This is a genomic window from Falsiroseomonas tokyonensis, from assembly GCF_019024325.1.
Classification (GTDB): domain Bacteria; phylum Pseudomonadota; class Alphaproteobacteria; order Acetobacterales; family Acetobacteraceae; genus Falsiroseomonas; species Falsiroseomonas tokyonensis.
Genome location: NZ_JAFNJS010000006.1, coordinates 294,654 through 309,473 on the forward strand (window position 1 = coordinate 294,654; position 14,820 = coordinate 309,473).

Sequence of the window (14,820 nt, forward strand, 5' to 3'; positions counted from 1 at the left end):
TTCAGGATTCTCCTGCCAGGGCACGCAAAGCGTCACCCGAGAGGCGCCTTACGCGCCATTCATCGCGGCTTTCCGAGCCGATGCGGTCATAGAAGCGGATGGCCGGCGCGTTCCAGTCCAGCACCTGCCATTCCATCCGCGTGCAGTTTTCCGCCACCGCGCGCTGCGCCAGGTGGCGGAAGAAGGCCATTCCGACGCCAAGGCCCCGGTGCTGCGGCTCGACATAGATGTCTTCGAGATAGATGCCGGGGCGGCCGGTGAAGGTCGAGAAATTGTAGAACCAGATGGCCTGGCCGATCGCCCTGCCCTCGCGCTCCGCCAGGGTGCAGAAGACACGGGGGGTCGGGCCGAACAGAGCCTCGCGGAAATCGGCCTCGGTGCCGACCGCCTCATGCAGCAGTTTCTCGTAGTCGGCGAGGTCGCGGACCAGGCGGAGGATTTCGGGGAGGTCCGCCTCGGTCGCGTCGCGCAGGGTGAAACCGCTGGTCACATGCAGCCTTTCAGAATGGGCACCAAAGCCGGGGCCCCCGTGAAGACGCGCAGCGGCTTCATGGGGATCAGAGCATCAGGCTCAGCGGCTCCTCGACGATCTTCTTGAAGGCCGCGATCCATTCCGCCGCCAGCGCGCCATCCACCACGCGGTGATCCACGCTCAGCGTGCAGGTCATCACCGTGGCGATGGCCAATGCACCGTCCTTCACAACCGGCCGCTGTTCCCCGGCGGAGACCGCCAGGATGCCGGCCTGGGGCGGGTTGATGATGGCGGCGAAGTCGCGCACGCCATACATGCCCATGTTGGAGATGGAGAAGCCGCCGCCCTGGAACTCCTCCGGCTTCAGCTTGCCGGACTTGGCCCGCGCCGCCAGGTCCTTCATCTGGTTGCTGATGGAGGCCAGGCCAGCCTGATCGGCCTTGCGGATGATCGGCGTGATCAGCCCGTCCGGGATGCTGACGGCGACCGAAATATCGACGTCGTGGTACTGGAGGATCGCCTCCTCGGTCCAGGTCGCATTCACCTGCGGGAAGCGCCTCAGCGTCACCGCGGCCGCCTTGATCACCAGATCATTGACCGAGAGCTTGAAGGCGCCCGGCCCATCCTTGGGCGAGGTCGCATTCAACTGCGCGCGCAGCTTCAGCAGCGCGTCGATCTCGATATCCATCGAGACGTAGAAATGCGGCACCGTCTGCTTGGATTCCGACAGGCGGCGCGCAATCACCTTGCGGATGCTGCTGTTCGGCACGGCGGTATGGGGCGCCGTGATGACGGGCGCCGGGGCCTTCGGCGCCGGGGCGGCGGCGGGGGCCGCGGCCGGAGCAGGTGCAGCAGCCGGTGCGGACTTGGCCGCCTGCGGCTTGGCGAGCGCCGCCTCCACATCGGTCTTCACGATGCGGCCATTCGGCCCGCTGCCGCTGATGCCGGCCAGGTCCAGCCCGGCCTGCGCCGCCATGCGACGCGCGAGCGGCGAGGCCACCGTGCGGTCACCGGCTTCCACCGTCTTCGGCGCTTCCGCCTTGGGGGCCGCGGCCGGCTGCGTCTTCGGCGTTTCGGGTGCCGGCGCAGGCTTGGCCGCCTCCGCCTTCGGCGCCGGCGCCGCATCGGCAGATTCGCCCTCCTCCACCAGCACGGCGATCGGGTCGTTGACCTTCACGCCGGCGGTTCCGCCGGGCACCAGGATCTTGCCCAAAACGCCCTCATCCACGGCTTCCACTTCCATGGTCGCCTTGTCGGTCTCGATCTCGGCGATGATGTCGCCGGCCTTGACCGTGTCGCCCTCGTTCTTCAGCCAGCGCGCCAGCGTGCCCTCGGTCATGGTGGGGGACAGCGCCGGCATCAGGATGTTCGTGGCCATGAGCTGCCTCCCTTACTTGTAGGTCACGCGCTTGGCGGCCTCGATCACCTGCTCCAGCCGCGGCAGCGCCAGCTTCTCGAGGTTCGCGGCATAGGGCATCGGGATGTCCAGCCCATGCACGCGCACCGGCGGCGCATCCAGGTCGTCGAAGCAGTTCTCCAGGATCTGCATGGCCACCTCCGCGCCGATGCCGGCATAGGGCCAGCCTTCCTCGAGCGTGACCAGCCGGTTGGTCTTCTTCACCGAACGCACCACCGTCTCGATGTCGAGCGGCCGCAGCGTGCGCAGGTTGATGACCTCCGCGCTGATGCCCTGCGCGGCCAGTTCCTCCGCCGCCTGAATCGCCATGCCGACCATGATGGAGAAGGCCACCAGGGTCACGTCGGTGCCCTCGCGCTCCACCTTCGCCTTGCCGATCGGCAGGATGAAATCCTCATCGGTCGGGACGTCGAAGGTCTGGCCGTAGAGGATCTCGTTCTCCAGGAAGACGATCGGGTTCGGATCGCGGATCGCGGCGCGCAGCAGGCCCTTGGCATCGGCGGCCGACCACGGCGCCACAACCTTCAGGCCCGGCAGATGCGCGTACCAGCTTGCATAGCACTGGCTGTGCTGGGCGGCGACGCGGCTGGCCGCGCCGTTCGGGCCGCGGAAGACGATGGGGCAGCCGAGCTGGCCGCCCGACATGTACAGCGTCTTCGCGGCCGAATTCACGATGTGGTCGATGGCCTGCATCGAGAAGTTGAAGGTCATGAACTCGACGATGGGCTTGAGGCCCGTCATCGCCGCGCCGACCGCCATGCCGGTGAAACCATGCTCGGTGATCGGCATGTCGATCACGCGCTTCGGGCCGAACTCGTCCAGCAGGCCCTGGCTGATCTTGTAGGCGCCCTGGTACTGGCCGACTTCCTCGCCGATCAGGAACACGTCCTTGTCGGCGCGCATCTCGGCGGCCATGGCGTCGCGCAGCGCCTCGCGCACCGTCATCGGCTTCGTGGCGCCCCAATCCTTCTCCGGCGCGGCGGCCGCCTGGGCCGGCACCGGCGTGGCGGCCGGCTTCGCCGTCTCCATCTTCTCGGCTTTCGGGGCCTCGGCCTTCGGGGCTTCGGGTGCTGCGGGCTTCGGCGCTTCCGCCGCGCCGCCATCCAGCTCCGCGATCGGGGTATTCACCGCCACGCCATCCGTGCCCTCCGGCACCAGGATCTTGCTCAGCGTCCCCTCATCCACGGCTTCCACTTCCATGGTCGCCTTGTCGGTCTCGATCTCGGCGATCACGTCGCCGGCCTTCACGGCATCGCCCTCGGCCTTGAGCCAGCGGGCCAGCTTGCCCTCCGTCATGGTGGGGCTGAGGGCGGGCATCAGGATCTGCGTCATCTCAGCGGGACTCCACCAGGACGTCCGTCCACAATTCGCTCTCATCCGGCTCCGGCGAGGTCTGCGCGAATTCGGCGCTGTCCTGCACGATGGCCTTCACCTCGTCGTCGATCACCTTGAGGTCGGCCTCGCGGGCGTCGAAGACCTCCAGCAGCATCTTGCGCGCGGTCTCGATGCAGTCGTTCTGCTCGCGCATCTTCTGCACCTCCTCCCGCGTCCGGTACTTGGCCGGATCGGACATGGAGTGGCCGCGGTAGCGGTAGGTCTTCATCTCCAGCAGATAGGGGCCGTTGCCGGCGCGGCAGTGGGCGACCGCACGCTCGCCGGCCTCCTTCACCGCGACCACGTCCATGCCGTTCACCTGCTCGCCGGGGATGCCCCAGGGGGAGCCGTTCTTCGACAGGTCGCGGGAGGCGCTGGCGCGTTCCACGCTGGTGCCCATGCCGTATTTGTTGTTCTCGATGATGAAGACGCAGGGCAGCTTGAACAGGGCGGCCAGGTTCAGGCTCTCGAAAACCTGGCCTTGGTTCGAGGCACCCTCGCCGAAATAGGCGCAGGCCACCGCGCCGTCATTGCGGTACCAGTTGGCGAAGGCGAGGCCGACGCCGAGCGCCACCTGGGCGCCGACGATGCCATGGCCGCCATAGAAGCCCTTCTCGCGGGAGAACATGTGCATGCTCCCGCCCTTGCCCTTGGAATAGCCGCCGATCCGGCCGGTCAGCTCCGCCATCACGCCGCGGGCCTCCATGCCGGTGGCCAGCATGTGGCCGTGGTCGCGGTAGGAGGTGATGACCTCGTCGCCCGGCTTCAGGCAGAGCTGCATGCCGACCACCACGGCCTCCTGGCCGATATAGAGGTGGCAGAAGCCGCCGATCAGGCCCATGCCATAAAGCTGGCCGGCCTTTTCCTCGAAGCGGCGGATCAGCAGCATGTCCCGGTAGGCGCGGGTCAGCTGGTCCTTGCTGATGGACGGCTGGTTGGCCCCTTTGGAGGCCCCCTTGCCGCGGGCTGCGCGGGCGGCGGTTTCGGCCATGCGGTATCCTCCTCAGGGCTTCCCTTTCTCCGCATCTACGCGTGGGTTCCGCGCGGTGCAAGCGTGCCGTGGTTCGAAATTCCTCTTATTGTGCAACGCAATAAGCTGATTAACTGCAATGCGGTTAACCGTGATTCAGGTCGTCCCGGAAGCGTATTTCGTCATTGCGGCGCAACCGCCGGATGGCGCCTGAATCGTACCGAGCGCACCCCTCCGGCCGCAAGATTCCGGAACCCTTCCCATGCACAGCCAGACCCCCACCGCCCTCCCCCTCGCCTTCGCCGCCCTGCATGGCGCGGACCAGCTGGCGCTCGCCGCCCTGCCGCTGATTGCGGCGCTGCATCTCGGCGCCGGGCCGGGGCTGACCGGCGCGCTGGTGGCCGCCCAGGGCGCGGCCTGGCTGCTGGTGGCGCTGCCGGCGGGGGTGCTGGCGGACCGGATGGACCGGCGACGGCTGCTTGCGGGCGGCGGGCTGGCGGCGGCGACGGGATTCGCGCTGGCCTTTCTGGCGGCCGGGCAACCGGTGCTGCTGGCCCTCGCGGCCTTCCTGGGTGCCGGCGGGGTGGTGGCGGCGGCGCTCGCCGCGTGCGCGCTGCTGCCGGCCCTGGTGCCACGCCCGGCGCTGCCGGCCGCCAATGCGCGGCTGGAGCTGGGCCGGGCACTGGCCACGCTGGCGGCGGCGCCGGCGGCAGGGCTTCTCGCGGCATGGGGGCTGCCGCAGGCGGGGCTGGGCCTGGCTGCGATGGCGGCGATGCTGGCGGCTGGGCTGGCCTGGCTTCTGCCGCCGCTGCCCGCCCGGCAGCTTGCCGAGCAGCCCGGCCTGGCCGCCGCGGTGGCGGAAGGCGCGCGCTTCGTCCGCCGGCAGCCACTGCTGCGCGCCATCGCCCTGGCCGCCATCGCCTGGAATGCCGGCTTCTTCGCACTGATGGCGGTGGCCGTGCCGCTGGCGCTGGGGCCGCTGGGGCTGGAGGCCGGCACCACCGGCCTGGCGCTGGGCTGCTATGGCGCCGGGCTGGTCGCCGGCGCGCTGCTGGCGCCGGCCGCGGCGCGCGCCCTGCCGCTGGGCCAGGTGCTGCTCAGCGGGCCGGGGCTTTCGGTGCTGGGGGTGGCGGCGCTGGTGCTGGCGCCGGGTGCCGTGACGCTGGCCGCCTGCATGGCGCTGCTCGGCTTCGGGCCGATGCTGTGGCAGGTGGCGCAGACCAGCCTGCGCCAGGCGGTCACCCCGCCCGGTCTGCTCGGCCGGGTTGGCGCGGTCATGCAGGTGGCGGTCTTCGGCGTGCGGCCGCTGGGCGCGCTGGCGGGCGGCGCGGTGGCCGCCTGGCTGGGTGCGCCGGCCGCCGTGTGGCTGGCCGCGCTGGGTTTTGGCCTCTCCCTGCTGGCGGTCGCGACCAGCCAGCTGGCGCCGCTGCGGGAGCTGCCGGAGGCGGTGGCGTGAGACGGGCGTCGCGCCTGCCTCACCCAACCCAATCCCCCCTCTCAAGCGGGGGGAGAGGGCTTTTCGGCCCGCCTCAGAACAGGCGGCGGTCGGCCTCGTAGGGCACCACGATCTCGTTCTTGTCGACCAGGTTCAGCAGCTGCCGCGCCCGCTCATCCAGCTGGTCGCGGTCCAGACGGTCGCCGCGCAGCCCGGCGACGCGCCGTTCCATCGTCTCCAGCTCGGTGCGCACCCGGGCGAGTTCGCCCCGCGCCTCCTGCAGCCTTTCCTGCCGTTGGTCGCGGGCGATCAGCCCGCGCTCCCCATGCACCGCATGCCAGACGAAATAGCCACTGGTCCCCAGGAACAACACCGGCAGCACCGCGGCACGCAGCCGCCGCGACAGCCACGCCCCGAAGCCGCCCCGACGCTGTGGCGGCAAATAGATGTCAGACACGCGCGCGAGCCCCCCCGCTGATGGCCGCATGAAGAAGGGCGTGACCCCGCCTGTCCAGCGGAATCACGCCCTCTCAATGCTTTAACCAGTGTACCGTGCGTTTCATGCCACGCTACGGCGGCCCGGTTCAGCGGCGGAGGATGCTGCGCCCGGCGTAGCGCGCGGCGGAGCCCAGCTCCTGCTCGATGCGGATCAGCTGGTTGTACTTGGCCGTGCGGTCGGAGCGGGACAGGGACCCGGTCTTGATCTGCCCGCAATTGGTCGCGACGGCGAGGTCGGCGATGGTCGCGTCCTCGGTCTCGCCGGAGCGGTGGCTCATCACCGCCTTGAAGCCGGCGCGATGCGCCATCTCCACCGCCTCCAGCGTCTCCGTCAGCGTGCCGATCTGGTTGACCTTCACCAGGATCGCATTGCCGGTGCTGGTCTCGATCCCCCGCCGCAGGCGCTCGGTATTGGTCACGAAAAGATCGTCGCCCACCAGGTTCACGCGGCCGCCGAGACGTTCGGTCAGCAGCTTCCAACCCTCCCAGTCATCCTCGGACATGCCGTCCTCGATGGAGACGATGGGGAACTTCTTCACCAGGGCGTCCAGGTAATCGACCATGCCGGCGGAATCGAAGGTCTTGCCCTCGCCTTCCATCACGTAGCGGCCATCCTTGTAGAATTCGGTCGAGGCCGCATCGAGGGCGAAGAGGATGTCCTCCCCCACCCGGTGGCCGGCCTTCTCGCAGGCCTTGCTGATGAAGCCGAGCGCTTCCTCGGCGCTGCCGATATTCGGCGCGAAGCCGCCCTCATCGCCCACATTGGTGTTGTGGCCGGCGTCGTGCAGCGCCTTCTTCAGCTGGGCGAAGACCTCGGAGCCGATCCGCACCGCATCCGCCACCGTGCCGGCGGCCACCGGCATGATCATGAATTCCTGGATGTCGATCGGATTGTCCGCGTGCTGGCCGCCATTGATGATGTTCATCATCGGCACCGGCAGGGTGCGGGCGAAGACGCCGCCGACATAGCGGTACAGCGGCATGTCGAGATCCACCGCTGCGGCCTTTGCGGTCGCCAGGCTGACGGCCAGGATGGCATTCGCGCCCAGGCGCGACTTGTTCGGCGTGCCGTCCAACTCGATCATCGTCTCGTCGATCTTCACCTGGTCGGCCGCGTCCATGCCGCCGATGGCGTCGAAGATCTCGCCTTCCACATGGGCACAGGCCTGGCGCACGCCCTTGCCGCCGAAGCGGGCCTTGTCGCCGTCGCGCAGCTCCACCGCCTCATGCGCGCCGGTGGAGGCGCCGGAGGGGACGATGGCGCGGCCGATGGCGCCGGAATCCAGCACCACCTCCGCCTCCACCGTCGGATTGCCGCGGCTGTCGAGGACCTCGCGGGCGATGATGTCGGCGATAGCGGCCATGGGGCGGGCTCCGGGCGTGTGGGAATTCCGGTCGCGCTTAAAGGTCCATCGGCGGCTCGGCAAGCCGCCACACCACGCAGGGAGGCTTGGGGGCGGGTCGCGGGTGGTTCGCAGAGAGGGCTCCGCCCTCCCCGCACGTCGCGGCAGTGCCGCGACCCCGCCAAGGGGCGGCCCCTTGGAACCCTTCGAATCATGTGCAGGAAGGGAGAGGGGCCGGAGCGACCGCATGTTCGGCGGCACCGCGAGCCCCTCTCCCTTCCTGCACAAGGTCCCGTGGTCCAGGAGGCCACTGCCTTCTGGTGGGGGGTGCAGGGGGGCAAAGCCCCCTTGCAAATCACACGCGACGAGCAAGCCCAATCCTCCCTACCGCGGCGGGCGCGTATCCCAGACGGCGGAGAAGCCGCGCTTGAGTGGCAGGCCCTGCCGGTCGCAGGGCTCCACCCTGCCGCAGGGTACGGCGACGGCGCGGGTCAGCACGGCGTCCTTGGCGCGGCTGTAGCCGGCAAGCTTCAGGTCCACCGCGCCGCAAGGATGCACCTTCAGCACCAGCCCCCAGTCGCCAGCCTGGGCAGTGTTCAGCGCGCCGCCCTCGCTCCGCGTCAGGCGCACGAGGTCGCCGGGCTCGAAGAGGTAGGTCTCGATGCCGCCATTGCCTGTCAGGGTGCGCATGGCGCGCAGTGCAGCAGAATTTGCTGAGCGAAAGGTTGAGACGCGGCCCGGCTCAGCCCTTGGTGCGCCCGCCGCCCAGCAGCAGCGTGGCCCCCAGCCCGATGGCCAGCGAGAGCGGCACGGCGAGCGAGCCGAAAACCGCGCCCACCACCACCGTCACCACAAGGGTGACGGCCATGCCGATGCCAAAGCGCTTCAGGCGGGCCTTCTCGTCCATGGCTAGACCAGCCGCGCCTGCCGCACCGCGGCACTGATGAAACCCTTGAACAGGGGATGCGGCTCGAAGGGCTTGGACTTCAGCTCCGGGTGGAACTGCACGCCGATGAACCAGGGATGGTCCGGCACTTCCACGATCTCGGGCAGGCTGCCATCGGGCGACATGCCGGCGAAGCGCAGGCCCACCGCCTCCAGCCGCTCGCGGTAGCCGACATTCACCTCGAAACGGTGGCGGTGCCGCTCGGTGATCTCGGCCGCACCCTCATAGACCTCCCGCACCAGGGAGCCCTCGGAAAGCTTGGCGACATAGGAGCCGAGCCGCATGGTGCCGCCCAGGTCGCCACCGGCCACCCGCGTCTCCACCTGGTTGCCGCGGGTCCATTCGGTCAGCAGGCCCACCACCGGCTCCGCGCAGGGGCCGAATTCGGTGGAGGAGGCGCCCTTCAGTCCGACCAGGTTCCGCGCCGCCTCGATCACCGCCATCTGCATGCCGAAGCAGATGCCGAAGAAGGGGATTTTCCGCTCACGCGCGAAGCGCACGGCCTCGATCTTGCCGGAGGAGCCGCGCTCGCCGAAACCGCCCGGCACCAGGATGCCGTGCACGCCTTCCAGGCGCTTCACCGCTTCCTCGTCGCCGGCCTCGAAGACCTGACTGTCGACCCAGCTCAGCTTGACCTTCACGTTGTTGGCGATGCCGCCATGAGTCAGCGCCTCGGCCAGCGATTTGTAGCTGTCCAGCAGGTTCGTGTACTTGCCGACGACGGCGATGGAGACCTCGCCCTCGGGGGCGCGGATCGACTGGACGATCTTCTCCCAGCGCCGCATGTCCGGCTCGCCGTAGAAGGACAGGTTGAAGTGCCGCAGCACTTCGCGGTCCAGACCCTCGGCGTGGTAGCTGATCGGCACGGAATAGATGCTGTCCGCGTCATAGGCCGGGATCACGGATTCGGGGCGGACATTGCAGAACAGCGCGATCTTGCGGCGCTCATTCTCCGGGATCGGCCGGTCGCAGCGGCAGAGCAGGATTTGCGGCTGGATGCCGAGGCCGAGCAGTTCCTTGACGCTGTGCTGCGTCGGCTTGGTCTTCAACTCCCCGGCCGAGGGGATATAGGGCACCAGCGTCAGGTGGATGAACAGGCTGCGGGTCGGGCCCAGCTCGTTCGCCAGCTGGCGGATCGCCTCCAGGAAGGGCAGCGACTCGATATCGCCGACGGTGCCGCCGATTTCGACCAGGACGAAGTCGTAGCCATCGGTCTCGGCCTGGACCACATCCTTGATCTTGTCGGTGATGTGCGGAATCACCTGGACCGTGCCGCCCAGATAGTCGCCGCGCCGCTCCGCCGCGATCACGTCGGAATAGATCCGGCCCGTGGTCCAGTTGTCGAGCTTGGAGGCATGCACCCCCGTGAAGCGCTCGTAATGGCCGAGGTCGAGGTCGGTTTCCGCCCCGTCATCGGTCACGAAGACCTCGCCATGCTGATACGGGGACATCGTCCCCGGATCGACATTGAGATAGGGGTCGAGCTTCCTGAGGCGCACCTTGTAGCCGCGCGCCTGCAGCAGGGCGCCCAGCGATGCCGCTGCGATGCCCTTGCCGAGGGAGGAGACCACGCCGCCGGTGACGAATACGAACCGCGTCATGGACGCCCCTCATAGCGAAGCCGGACGGGTGTGGGAACCCGTCCGGCATGTGGATCCGGTTTTGGCAGGCATGACCCAGGCGCAAGGCGCGCCCGGGCGAAACTCAGTTGTTCGGGACGGTCGGCGCTGCGGGCGCCACCGGCACGGCCGGCGCGGTGGCCGCCGGCACGCCGCCGGCCGGCGCATCCAGGATGGAGCCGCGCGGCGCCTGGCCCCGGCCCAGCATGGCCAGCACCAGGGCCAGCGCCATGAAGGCGGTGCCCAGCACGGCGGTGGTGCGGGTCAGCAGATTGGCCGTGCCGCGGCCGGTCATGAAGCCGCCCATCCCCTGGGAAGTGCCGATGCCCAGGCCGCCACCCTCGCTGCGCTGCACGAGGATGACCCCGATCAGCGCCAGGGTGACGAGAAGGAAGATGACGAGGAGGATGGTGGTCATGACGGGCGCCTTCTAGCGGGTCTGCGGCCGGAAGGCGAGAGGACTAGCCCGCGGCCTGCGCGATCGCCAGGAAATCCGCCGCCACCAGGCTGGCGCCGCCCACCAGCCCGCCATCCACATGCGGCAGGGCCAGGATCGCCTTCGCATTGCCGGGCTTCATGGAGCCGCCATAGAGGATGCGGGTCGCCTGCCCCGACGCGCCGAAGCGCGCCACCAGGGCCTCCCGGATGGTCGCATGGATGGCGGCGATATCCGCCTCGGTGGGCGTGCGGCCGGTGCCGATGGCCCAGACCGGCTCGTAGGCGATGATCCCGGCAAAGCTGTCCGGCAGCGATTCGGCCAGCTGGCGGCGCACCACCGCCTCCGCCTCCCCTGCCAGGCGCTGCGCCTCCGTCTCGCCCACGCAGACCACCGGGACCAGGCCGACGGCCAGCGCGGCCTCCGCCTTGGCGCGCACCGCGGCGTCGGTCTCGCCATGGTCGGCGCGGCGCTCCGAATGGCCCAGGATCACATGGGTGGCGCCGACGTCCCGCAGCATGGGGGCGGAGATGTCGCCGGTATGGGCGCCCTTGGCGGCGGCGTGGCAGTCCTGCGCCCCCACCGCCATCGGCTGGCCCAGCATCGCCGCCGCCACGAGATGGATATAAGGAAAGGGCGGACAGACCAGCAGGTCGACGGACAGGCCGGCCGCCCCGGCCCGCACCGCCTCGGCCAGGGACGCGGCCTCCCGCAGCGTGCCATGCATTTTCCAGTTGCCGGCGATCAGGGGGCGGATGCCTGGGGTCACGTGCGTCTCCTTCTCGGTCGGCCTGCGGGTAGCAATGCCGCGTCGGGCTGGCAACCGCGCCCGTTTCCGGCTACCGGGGCCGTATGATCACCTGGTTCCGCGCCCTCACCCAGACTTGGTTCGCCAAGATCCTCTTCCTGCTGCTGGTCGCGTCCTTTGCCATCTGGGGCATCGAGGACACGGTCCGCAACTTCGGCCGGGAAACCGCCGTGGTCAGCATGGAAGGCGGCGATATCGAGGTGCCGGAGGCCCAGATGGCGGCGCGGCGCGAATTGCAGCGCATCCAGTCCCAGCTCGGCACCGGCTTCGAGGCGGAGGAGCCGCTGCGTCGCGCCATCGCCATGCAGGCGGTGGAACAGCTGATCGCGGAACGGGCCCAGCGCGCGGAAGCCGCCCGGCTGAACCTCGCCACGCCGGATGAGGCGGTGCAGGCCTATGTCTTCTCCATCCCCAATTTCCAGACGGCGGGCCAGTTCGACCGGCTGATCCTGGACCAGTGGCTGCGGCAGAACGACATGACGGAGGCGCAGTTCCTGCGCCTGGTGCGCGACGACCTGCAGCGCATCCAGCTCTCCGGCGCGGTGCGCGCCGGCGCCCCCGCCCCGGACCTGCTGGCCCGCGCCTTGGTGCGCTACGAGCAGGAGCGCCGCGTGGCGCAGGTGGTGGAACTGCCCCTGCTGGATGCGCCGGAGCCGGAGCCGCCGACCGAGGCGCAGCTGGCCCGCTACCACGAGAACAACCCGGAGCGCTTCTCCACCCCCGCGCTGCGGGAGGCGACGGTGGCCGTGCTGACGGCGGAGACACTGGCCGACCAGATCGAGGTCTCGGAGGCCGATATCGCCGCCGCCTATGAGGCGCGCCGCAGCCAGTTCGAGACCCCGGAGCGCCGCGACCTGCAGCAGGCCCTGCTGCAGACGGAAGCGGCCGCCCGGCAGATCGCCGAGGCCTGGCGCGCCAATCCCGATTTCGCCGCCATCCAGCAGCAGGTGGAGGCCGCCGGTGGCGCCGCGCTGGCACTCGGCAACGTGCCGCGCGCCGACCTGCCGATCGAGGCCCTGGCGCAGGCCGCCTTCGCGGCGCCGGAGGGCGGCGTGACCGATCCGGTGCAGTCCCCCTTCGGCTGGCACGTGATGCGCGTGGCCGGCATCACCCCCGCCACGACCTCGACCCTCGCCGAGGTCAGCGACCGGCTGCGCCAGGACCTGGCGCTGGAACGCGCCGGTGACCTGGCCTTCGAGCGCGCCAACCGGCTGGAGGATGCGCTGGCCGGCGGCGCCACGCTGGAAGCGGCGGCGCGGGAATACGGGCTGACCGTCACCCGCGTGACGCTGGACGCGGAGGGCCGCGACGCGGAGGGCCTGCCCGTCGTGCTGCCGGTGCCGGTCGCCGCCCGTGCCGAGGCGATCCGCGCCATCTTCGCCGCCGAACAGGGCCGCGCGCCACGGCTGCAGGAGCTGCGCGAGGCCGAAGGCTTCATGGGCATCGAGCTGCATGCGGTTCGCCCGCCGGCGCTGCGGCCACTGGCCGAGGTGGAGGCCGATGTGCGCCTGGCCTGGATCAACGACCAGAAGCGCCGGGCGCAGGAGGAGAAGGCGGCCGCCCTGCTCGCCGCCGTGCGCGGCGGCCAGACGCTGGAAGCCGCCGCCGCCGCCGCCGGCCTGACCAGCGCCCGCATGGGGCCCTTCGGCCGCCAGCCGGAAGCCGGCGCGCCGGGGCTGACCGTGCCGCGGGAATTGCTGCCGGTGCTGTTCAACATCCGGGTCAACGAGCCCACCATGGTGCCGACCGCCGCCGGCTTCGCCGTGGCGCAGCTGCTGGAGGTGGTCTCGGCCGACCCCGCCGCGGACCCCACGGCGCTGGAGAATGCCAAGCGCAGCGCGCAGCAGCAGATGGCGGATGACCTGAACGCCGCCTATGTCGCCGCGCTGCGCGCCCGCGCCGAGCCGCGGATCAGCCCGACCTTGTTGCAGCAGGTGGTGCCATGACGGAGCTGTCCAGCTTCGCCGCCTTCGCCGCGGGCCTGGCCGCCGGGCGCGGCCAGGTGGTGTTCCGCGAGCGCGTGGCGGACCTCGATACGCCGGTCGGCGCCTATCTGCGCCTGGTGCAGGGGCGCCAGAATGCCTTCCTGCTGGAATCGGTGGAGGGCGGCGCGGCGCGCGGGCGCTTCTCCGCGCTGGGCATGGAGCCGGACCTGGTCTGGCGCTGCCGGGACGGGAAGGCGGAGATCAATCGCCACGCCCTCTCCGCCCCGCATGCCTTCGAGGCGGACCCCAGCCCGCCGCTGGATAGCCTGCGGACGCTGGTACAGGCGACGCGGATGCCGATGCCGGCGGGCCTGCCCTCCATCGCCGCCGGGCTGTTCGGCTATCTCGGCTACGACATGGTCCGGCATATGGAGCGGCTGCCGGCGACCAACCCCGATGTGCTCGGCATCCCCGAGGCGGTGATGATCCGCCCGACGCTGGTCGCGGTCTTCGACCATGTGCGGGATACGCTGACCCTGGTGACGCCGGTCTGGCCGGAGGCGGCGCCGGATCCGAAGGCTGCCTGGGACCTGGCGCAGGCCCGGCTGGACGAGGCCGAGGCGGCGCTCGACCGCCCCCTGCCCCGCCCGGCGCCGCCCGCCAGCCTACCGGTACCGCCGGCGCCCACCTCCAATTTTTCTCCAGCGGGCTACAAGGCGGCAGTCCTGAAGGCGAAGGAATACATCGCCGCCGGGGACGTGTTTCAGGTGGTGCCCGCACAGCGCTTCACCGCGCCCTTCGGCCTGCCGCCGTTTTCGCTGTACCGCGCGCTGCGACGGCTGAACCCGGCGCCCTACCTGTTCTTCCTGGACCTGAACGGGTTGTCGCTGGTCGGCGCCTCGCCCGAGATCCTGGTCAGCGTGAAGCATGGCGAGGTGAAGCTGCGCCCCTTGGCCGGCACGCGCCCCCGCGGCGCGACGCCGGAGGAGGATGCGCGGCTCGAACGCGAATTGCTGGCCGATCCGAAGGAGCTGGCCGAGCACCTGATGCTGATCGACCTCGGCCGCAACGATGTGGGGCGTGTGGCGGAGATCGGCTCCGTGCGCGTGACCCAGAAATTCCAGGTCGAGCGCTACTCCCAGGTCATGCACATCATGTCCGAGGTGGTGGGTAGGCTGCGCCCGGGGCTGGATGCGCTGGATGCGCTGGCCGCCGGCTTCCCGGCCGGCACGCTGTCCGGTGCACCCAAGGTGCGGGCAATGCAGATCATCGAGGAGCTGGAGCCGTCCCGCCGCGGCGCCTATGCCGGCGGCGTGGGGTATTTCGGCGCCGATGGCGACATGGACATCTGCATCGCGCTGCGCACCGCCCTGGTGAAGGACGGGCTGATGCATGTGCAGGCCGGCGCCGGGGTGGTGGCGGATAGCGACCCGGAGGCCGAGTACCAGGAGACCCACCAGAAGGCGCGCGCCCTGTTCCGCGCCGCCGAGGAAGCCGTGCGCTTCGCGGCGCAACGGCGGTGACTTAAGCCCTCCCCCGCGCTTGCGGGGGGTCGCGGCACTGCCGCGACGCCAAAG

General features: G+C 70.1%; 14 protein-coding genes. 3 read left to right on the plus strand and 11 right to left on the minus strand.

Annotation, left to right across the window (positions count from 1 at the left end; all coding sequences use genetic code 11):
* Window position 1 precedes the first annotated feature (1 nt).
* The 4 genes from J3S20_RS20925 to pdhA form a co-directional block, all read right to left on the minus strand.
* Complete coding sequence (locus J3S20_RS20925) at window positions 2-490, minus strand: GNAT family N-acetyltransferase (protein ID WP_343215268.1); 489 nt, start codon at window positions 488-490, stop codon at window positions 2-4.
* A 67-nt stretch (window positions 491-557) separates the two neighbouring features.
* Window positions 558-1,850, minus strand: a complete 1,293-nt coding sequence (locus J3S20_RS20930; protein ID WP_216838471.1) for a pyruvate dehydrogenase complex dihydrolipoamide acetyltransferase — start codon at window positions 1,848-1,850, stop codon at window positions 558-560.
* Window positions 1,851-1,862: 12 nt separating this feature from the next.
* Window positions 1,863-3,221, minus strand: coding sequence for a pyruvate dehydrogenase complex E1 component subunit beta (locus tag J3S20_RS20935; RefSeq protein WP_216838472.1), 1,359 nt, complete (start codon window positions 3,219-3,221; stop codon window positions 1,863-1,865).
* A 1-nt stretch (window position 3,222) separates the two neighbouring features.
* Window positions 3,223-4,254, minus strand: a complete 1,032-nt coding sequence (gene pdhA, locus J3S20_RS20940) for a pyruvate dehydrogenase (acetyl-transferring) E1 component subunit alpha (protein WP_216838473.1) — start codon at window positions 4,252-4,254, stop codon at window positions 3,223-3,225.
* Between the two features lie 241 nt (window positions 4,255-4,495).
* Between pdhA and J3S20_RS20945 the strand changes: the two genes are divergently transcribed.
* On the plus strand, window positions 4,496-5,689 hold the full coding sequence (locus tag J3S20_RS20945) for an MFS transporter (protein WP_216838474.1): 1,194 nt from the start codon (window positions 4,496-4,498) through the stop codon (window positions 5,687-5,689).
* Window positions 5,690-5,762: 73 nt separating this feature from the next.
* Here J3S20_RS20945 and J3S20_RS20950 read toward each other — a convergent pair whose 3' ends face one another.
* The 7 genes from J3S20_RS20950 to tpiA all read right to left on the minus strand — a co-directional run bounded on the left by J3S20_RS20950 (window position 5,763) and on the right by tpiA (window position 11,267).
* Window positions 5,763-6,125, minus strand: coding sequence for an FtsB family cell division protein (locus J3S20_RS20950; protein ID WP_343215269.1), 363 nt, complete (start codon window positions 6,123-6,125; stop codon window positions 5,763-5,765).
* A 127-nt stretch (window positions 6,126-6,252) separates the two neighbouring features.
* Window positions 6,253-7,530, minus strand: coding sequence for a phosphopyruvate hydratase (eno, locus tag J3S20_RS20955; RefSeq protein WP_216838476.1), 1,278 nt, complete (start codon window positions 7,528-7,530; stop codon window positions 6,253-6,255).
* 363 nt (window positions 7,531-7,893) lie between these two features.
* Window positions 7,894-8,199 carry a hypothetical protein gene (locus J3S20_RS20960; RefSeq protein WP_216838477.1) on the minus strand — a complete coding sequence of 102 codons (306 nt, stop codon included), beginning with the start codon at window positions 8,197-8,199 and terminating at the stop codon, window positions 7,894-7,896.
* A gap of 52 nt (window positions 8,200-8,251) precedes the next feature.
* Complete coding sequence (locus J3S20_RS20965; protein WP_216838478.1) at window positions 8,252-8,416, minus strand: hypothetical protein; 165 nt, start codon at window positions 8,414-8,416, stop codon at window positions 8,252-8,254.
* Window positions 8,417-8,418: 2 nt separating this feature from the next.
* Window positions 8,419-10,056 carry a CTP synthase gene (locus tag J3S20_RS20970; RefSeq protein WP_216838479.1) on the minus strand — a complete coding sequence of 546 codons (1,638 nt, stop codon included), beginning with the start codon at window positions 10,054-10,056 and terminating at the stop codon, window positions 8,419-8,421.
* A gap of 103 nt (window positions 10,057-10,159) precedes the next feature.
* Window positions 10,160-10,492 (minus strand): preprotein translocase subunit SecG, encoded by a 333-nt coding sequence (gene secG, locus J3S20_RS20975; protein ID WP_216838480.1) that lies wholly within the window; start codon window positions 10,490-10,492, stop codon window positions 10,160-10,162.
* A 43-nt stretch (window positions 10,493-10,535) separates the two neighbouring features.
* Window positions 10,536-11,267 (minus strand): triose-phosphate isomerase, encoded by a 732-nt coding sequence (gene tpiA, locus J3S20_RS20980; protein WP_216838580.1) that lies wholly within the window; start codon window positions 11,265-11,267, stop codon window positions 10,536-10,538.
* 95 nt (window positions 11,268-11,362) lie between these two features.
* On the opposite strand from tpiA, the gene J3S20_RS20985 reads away from it, so the two are divergent.
* Entirely contained in the window at window positions 11,363-13,264 is a 1,902-nt protein-coding gene (locus J3S20_RS20985) for a peptidylprolyl isomerase (RefSeq protein WP_216838481.1), read from the plus strand.
* A complete protein-coding gene (gene trpE / locus J3S20_RS20990) occupies window positions 13,261-14,766 on the plus strand; it encodes an anthranilate synthase component I (protein WP_216838482.1) in 1,506 nt (501 codons plus the stop codon). The genes J3S20_RS20985 and trpE overlap by 4 nt, the downstream gene beginning before the upstream one ends.
* The last annotated feature ends 54 nt before the right edge of the window (window positions 14,767-14,820 follow it).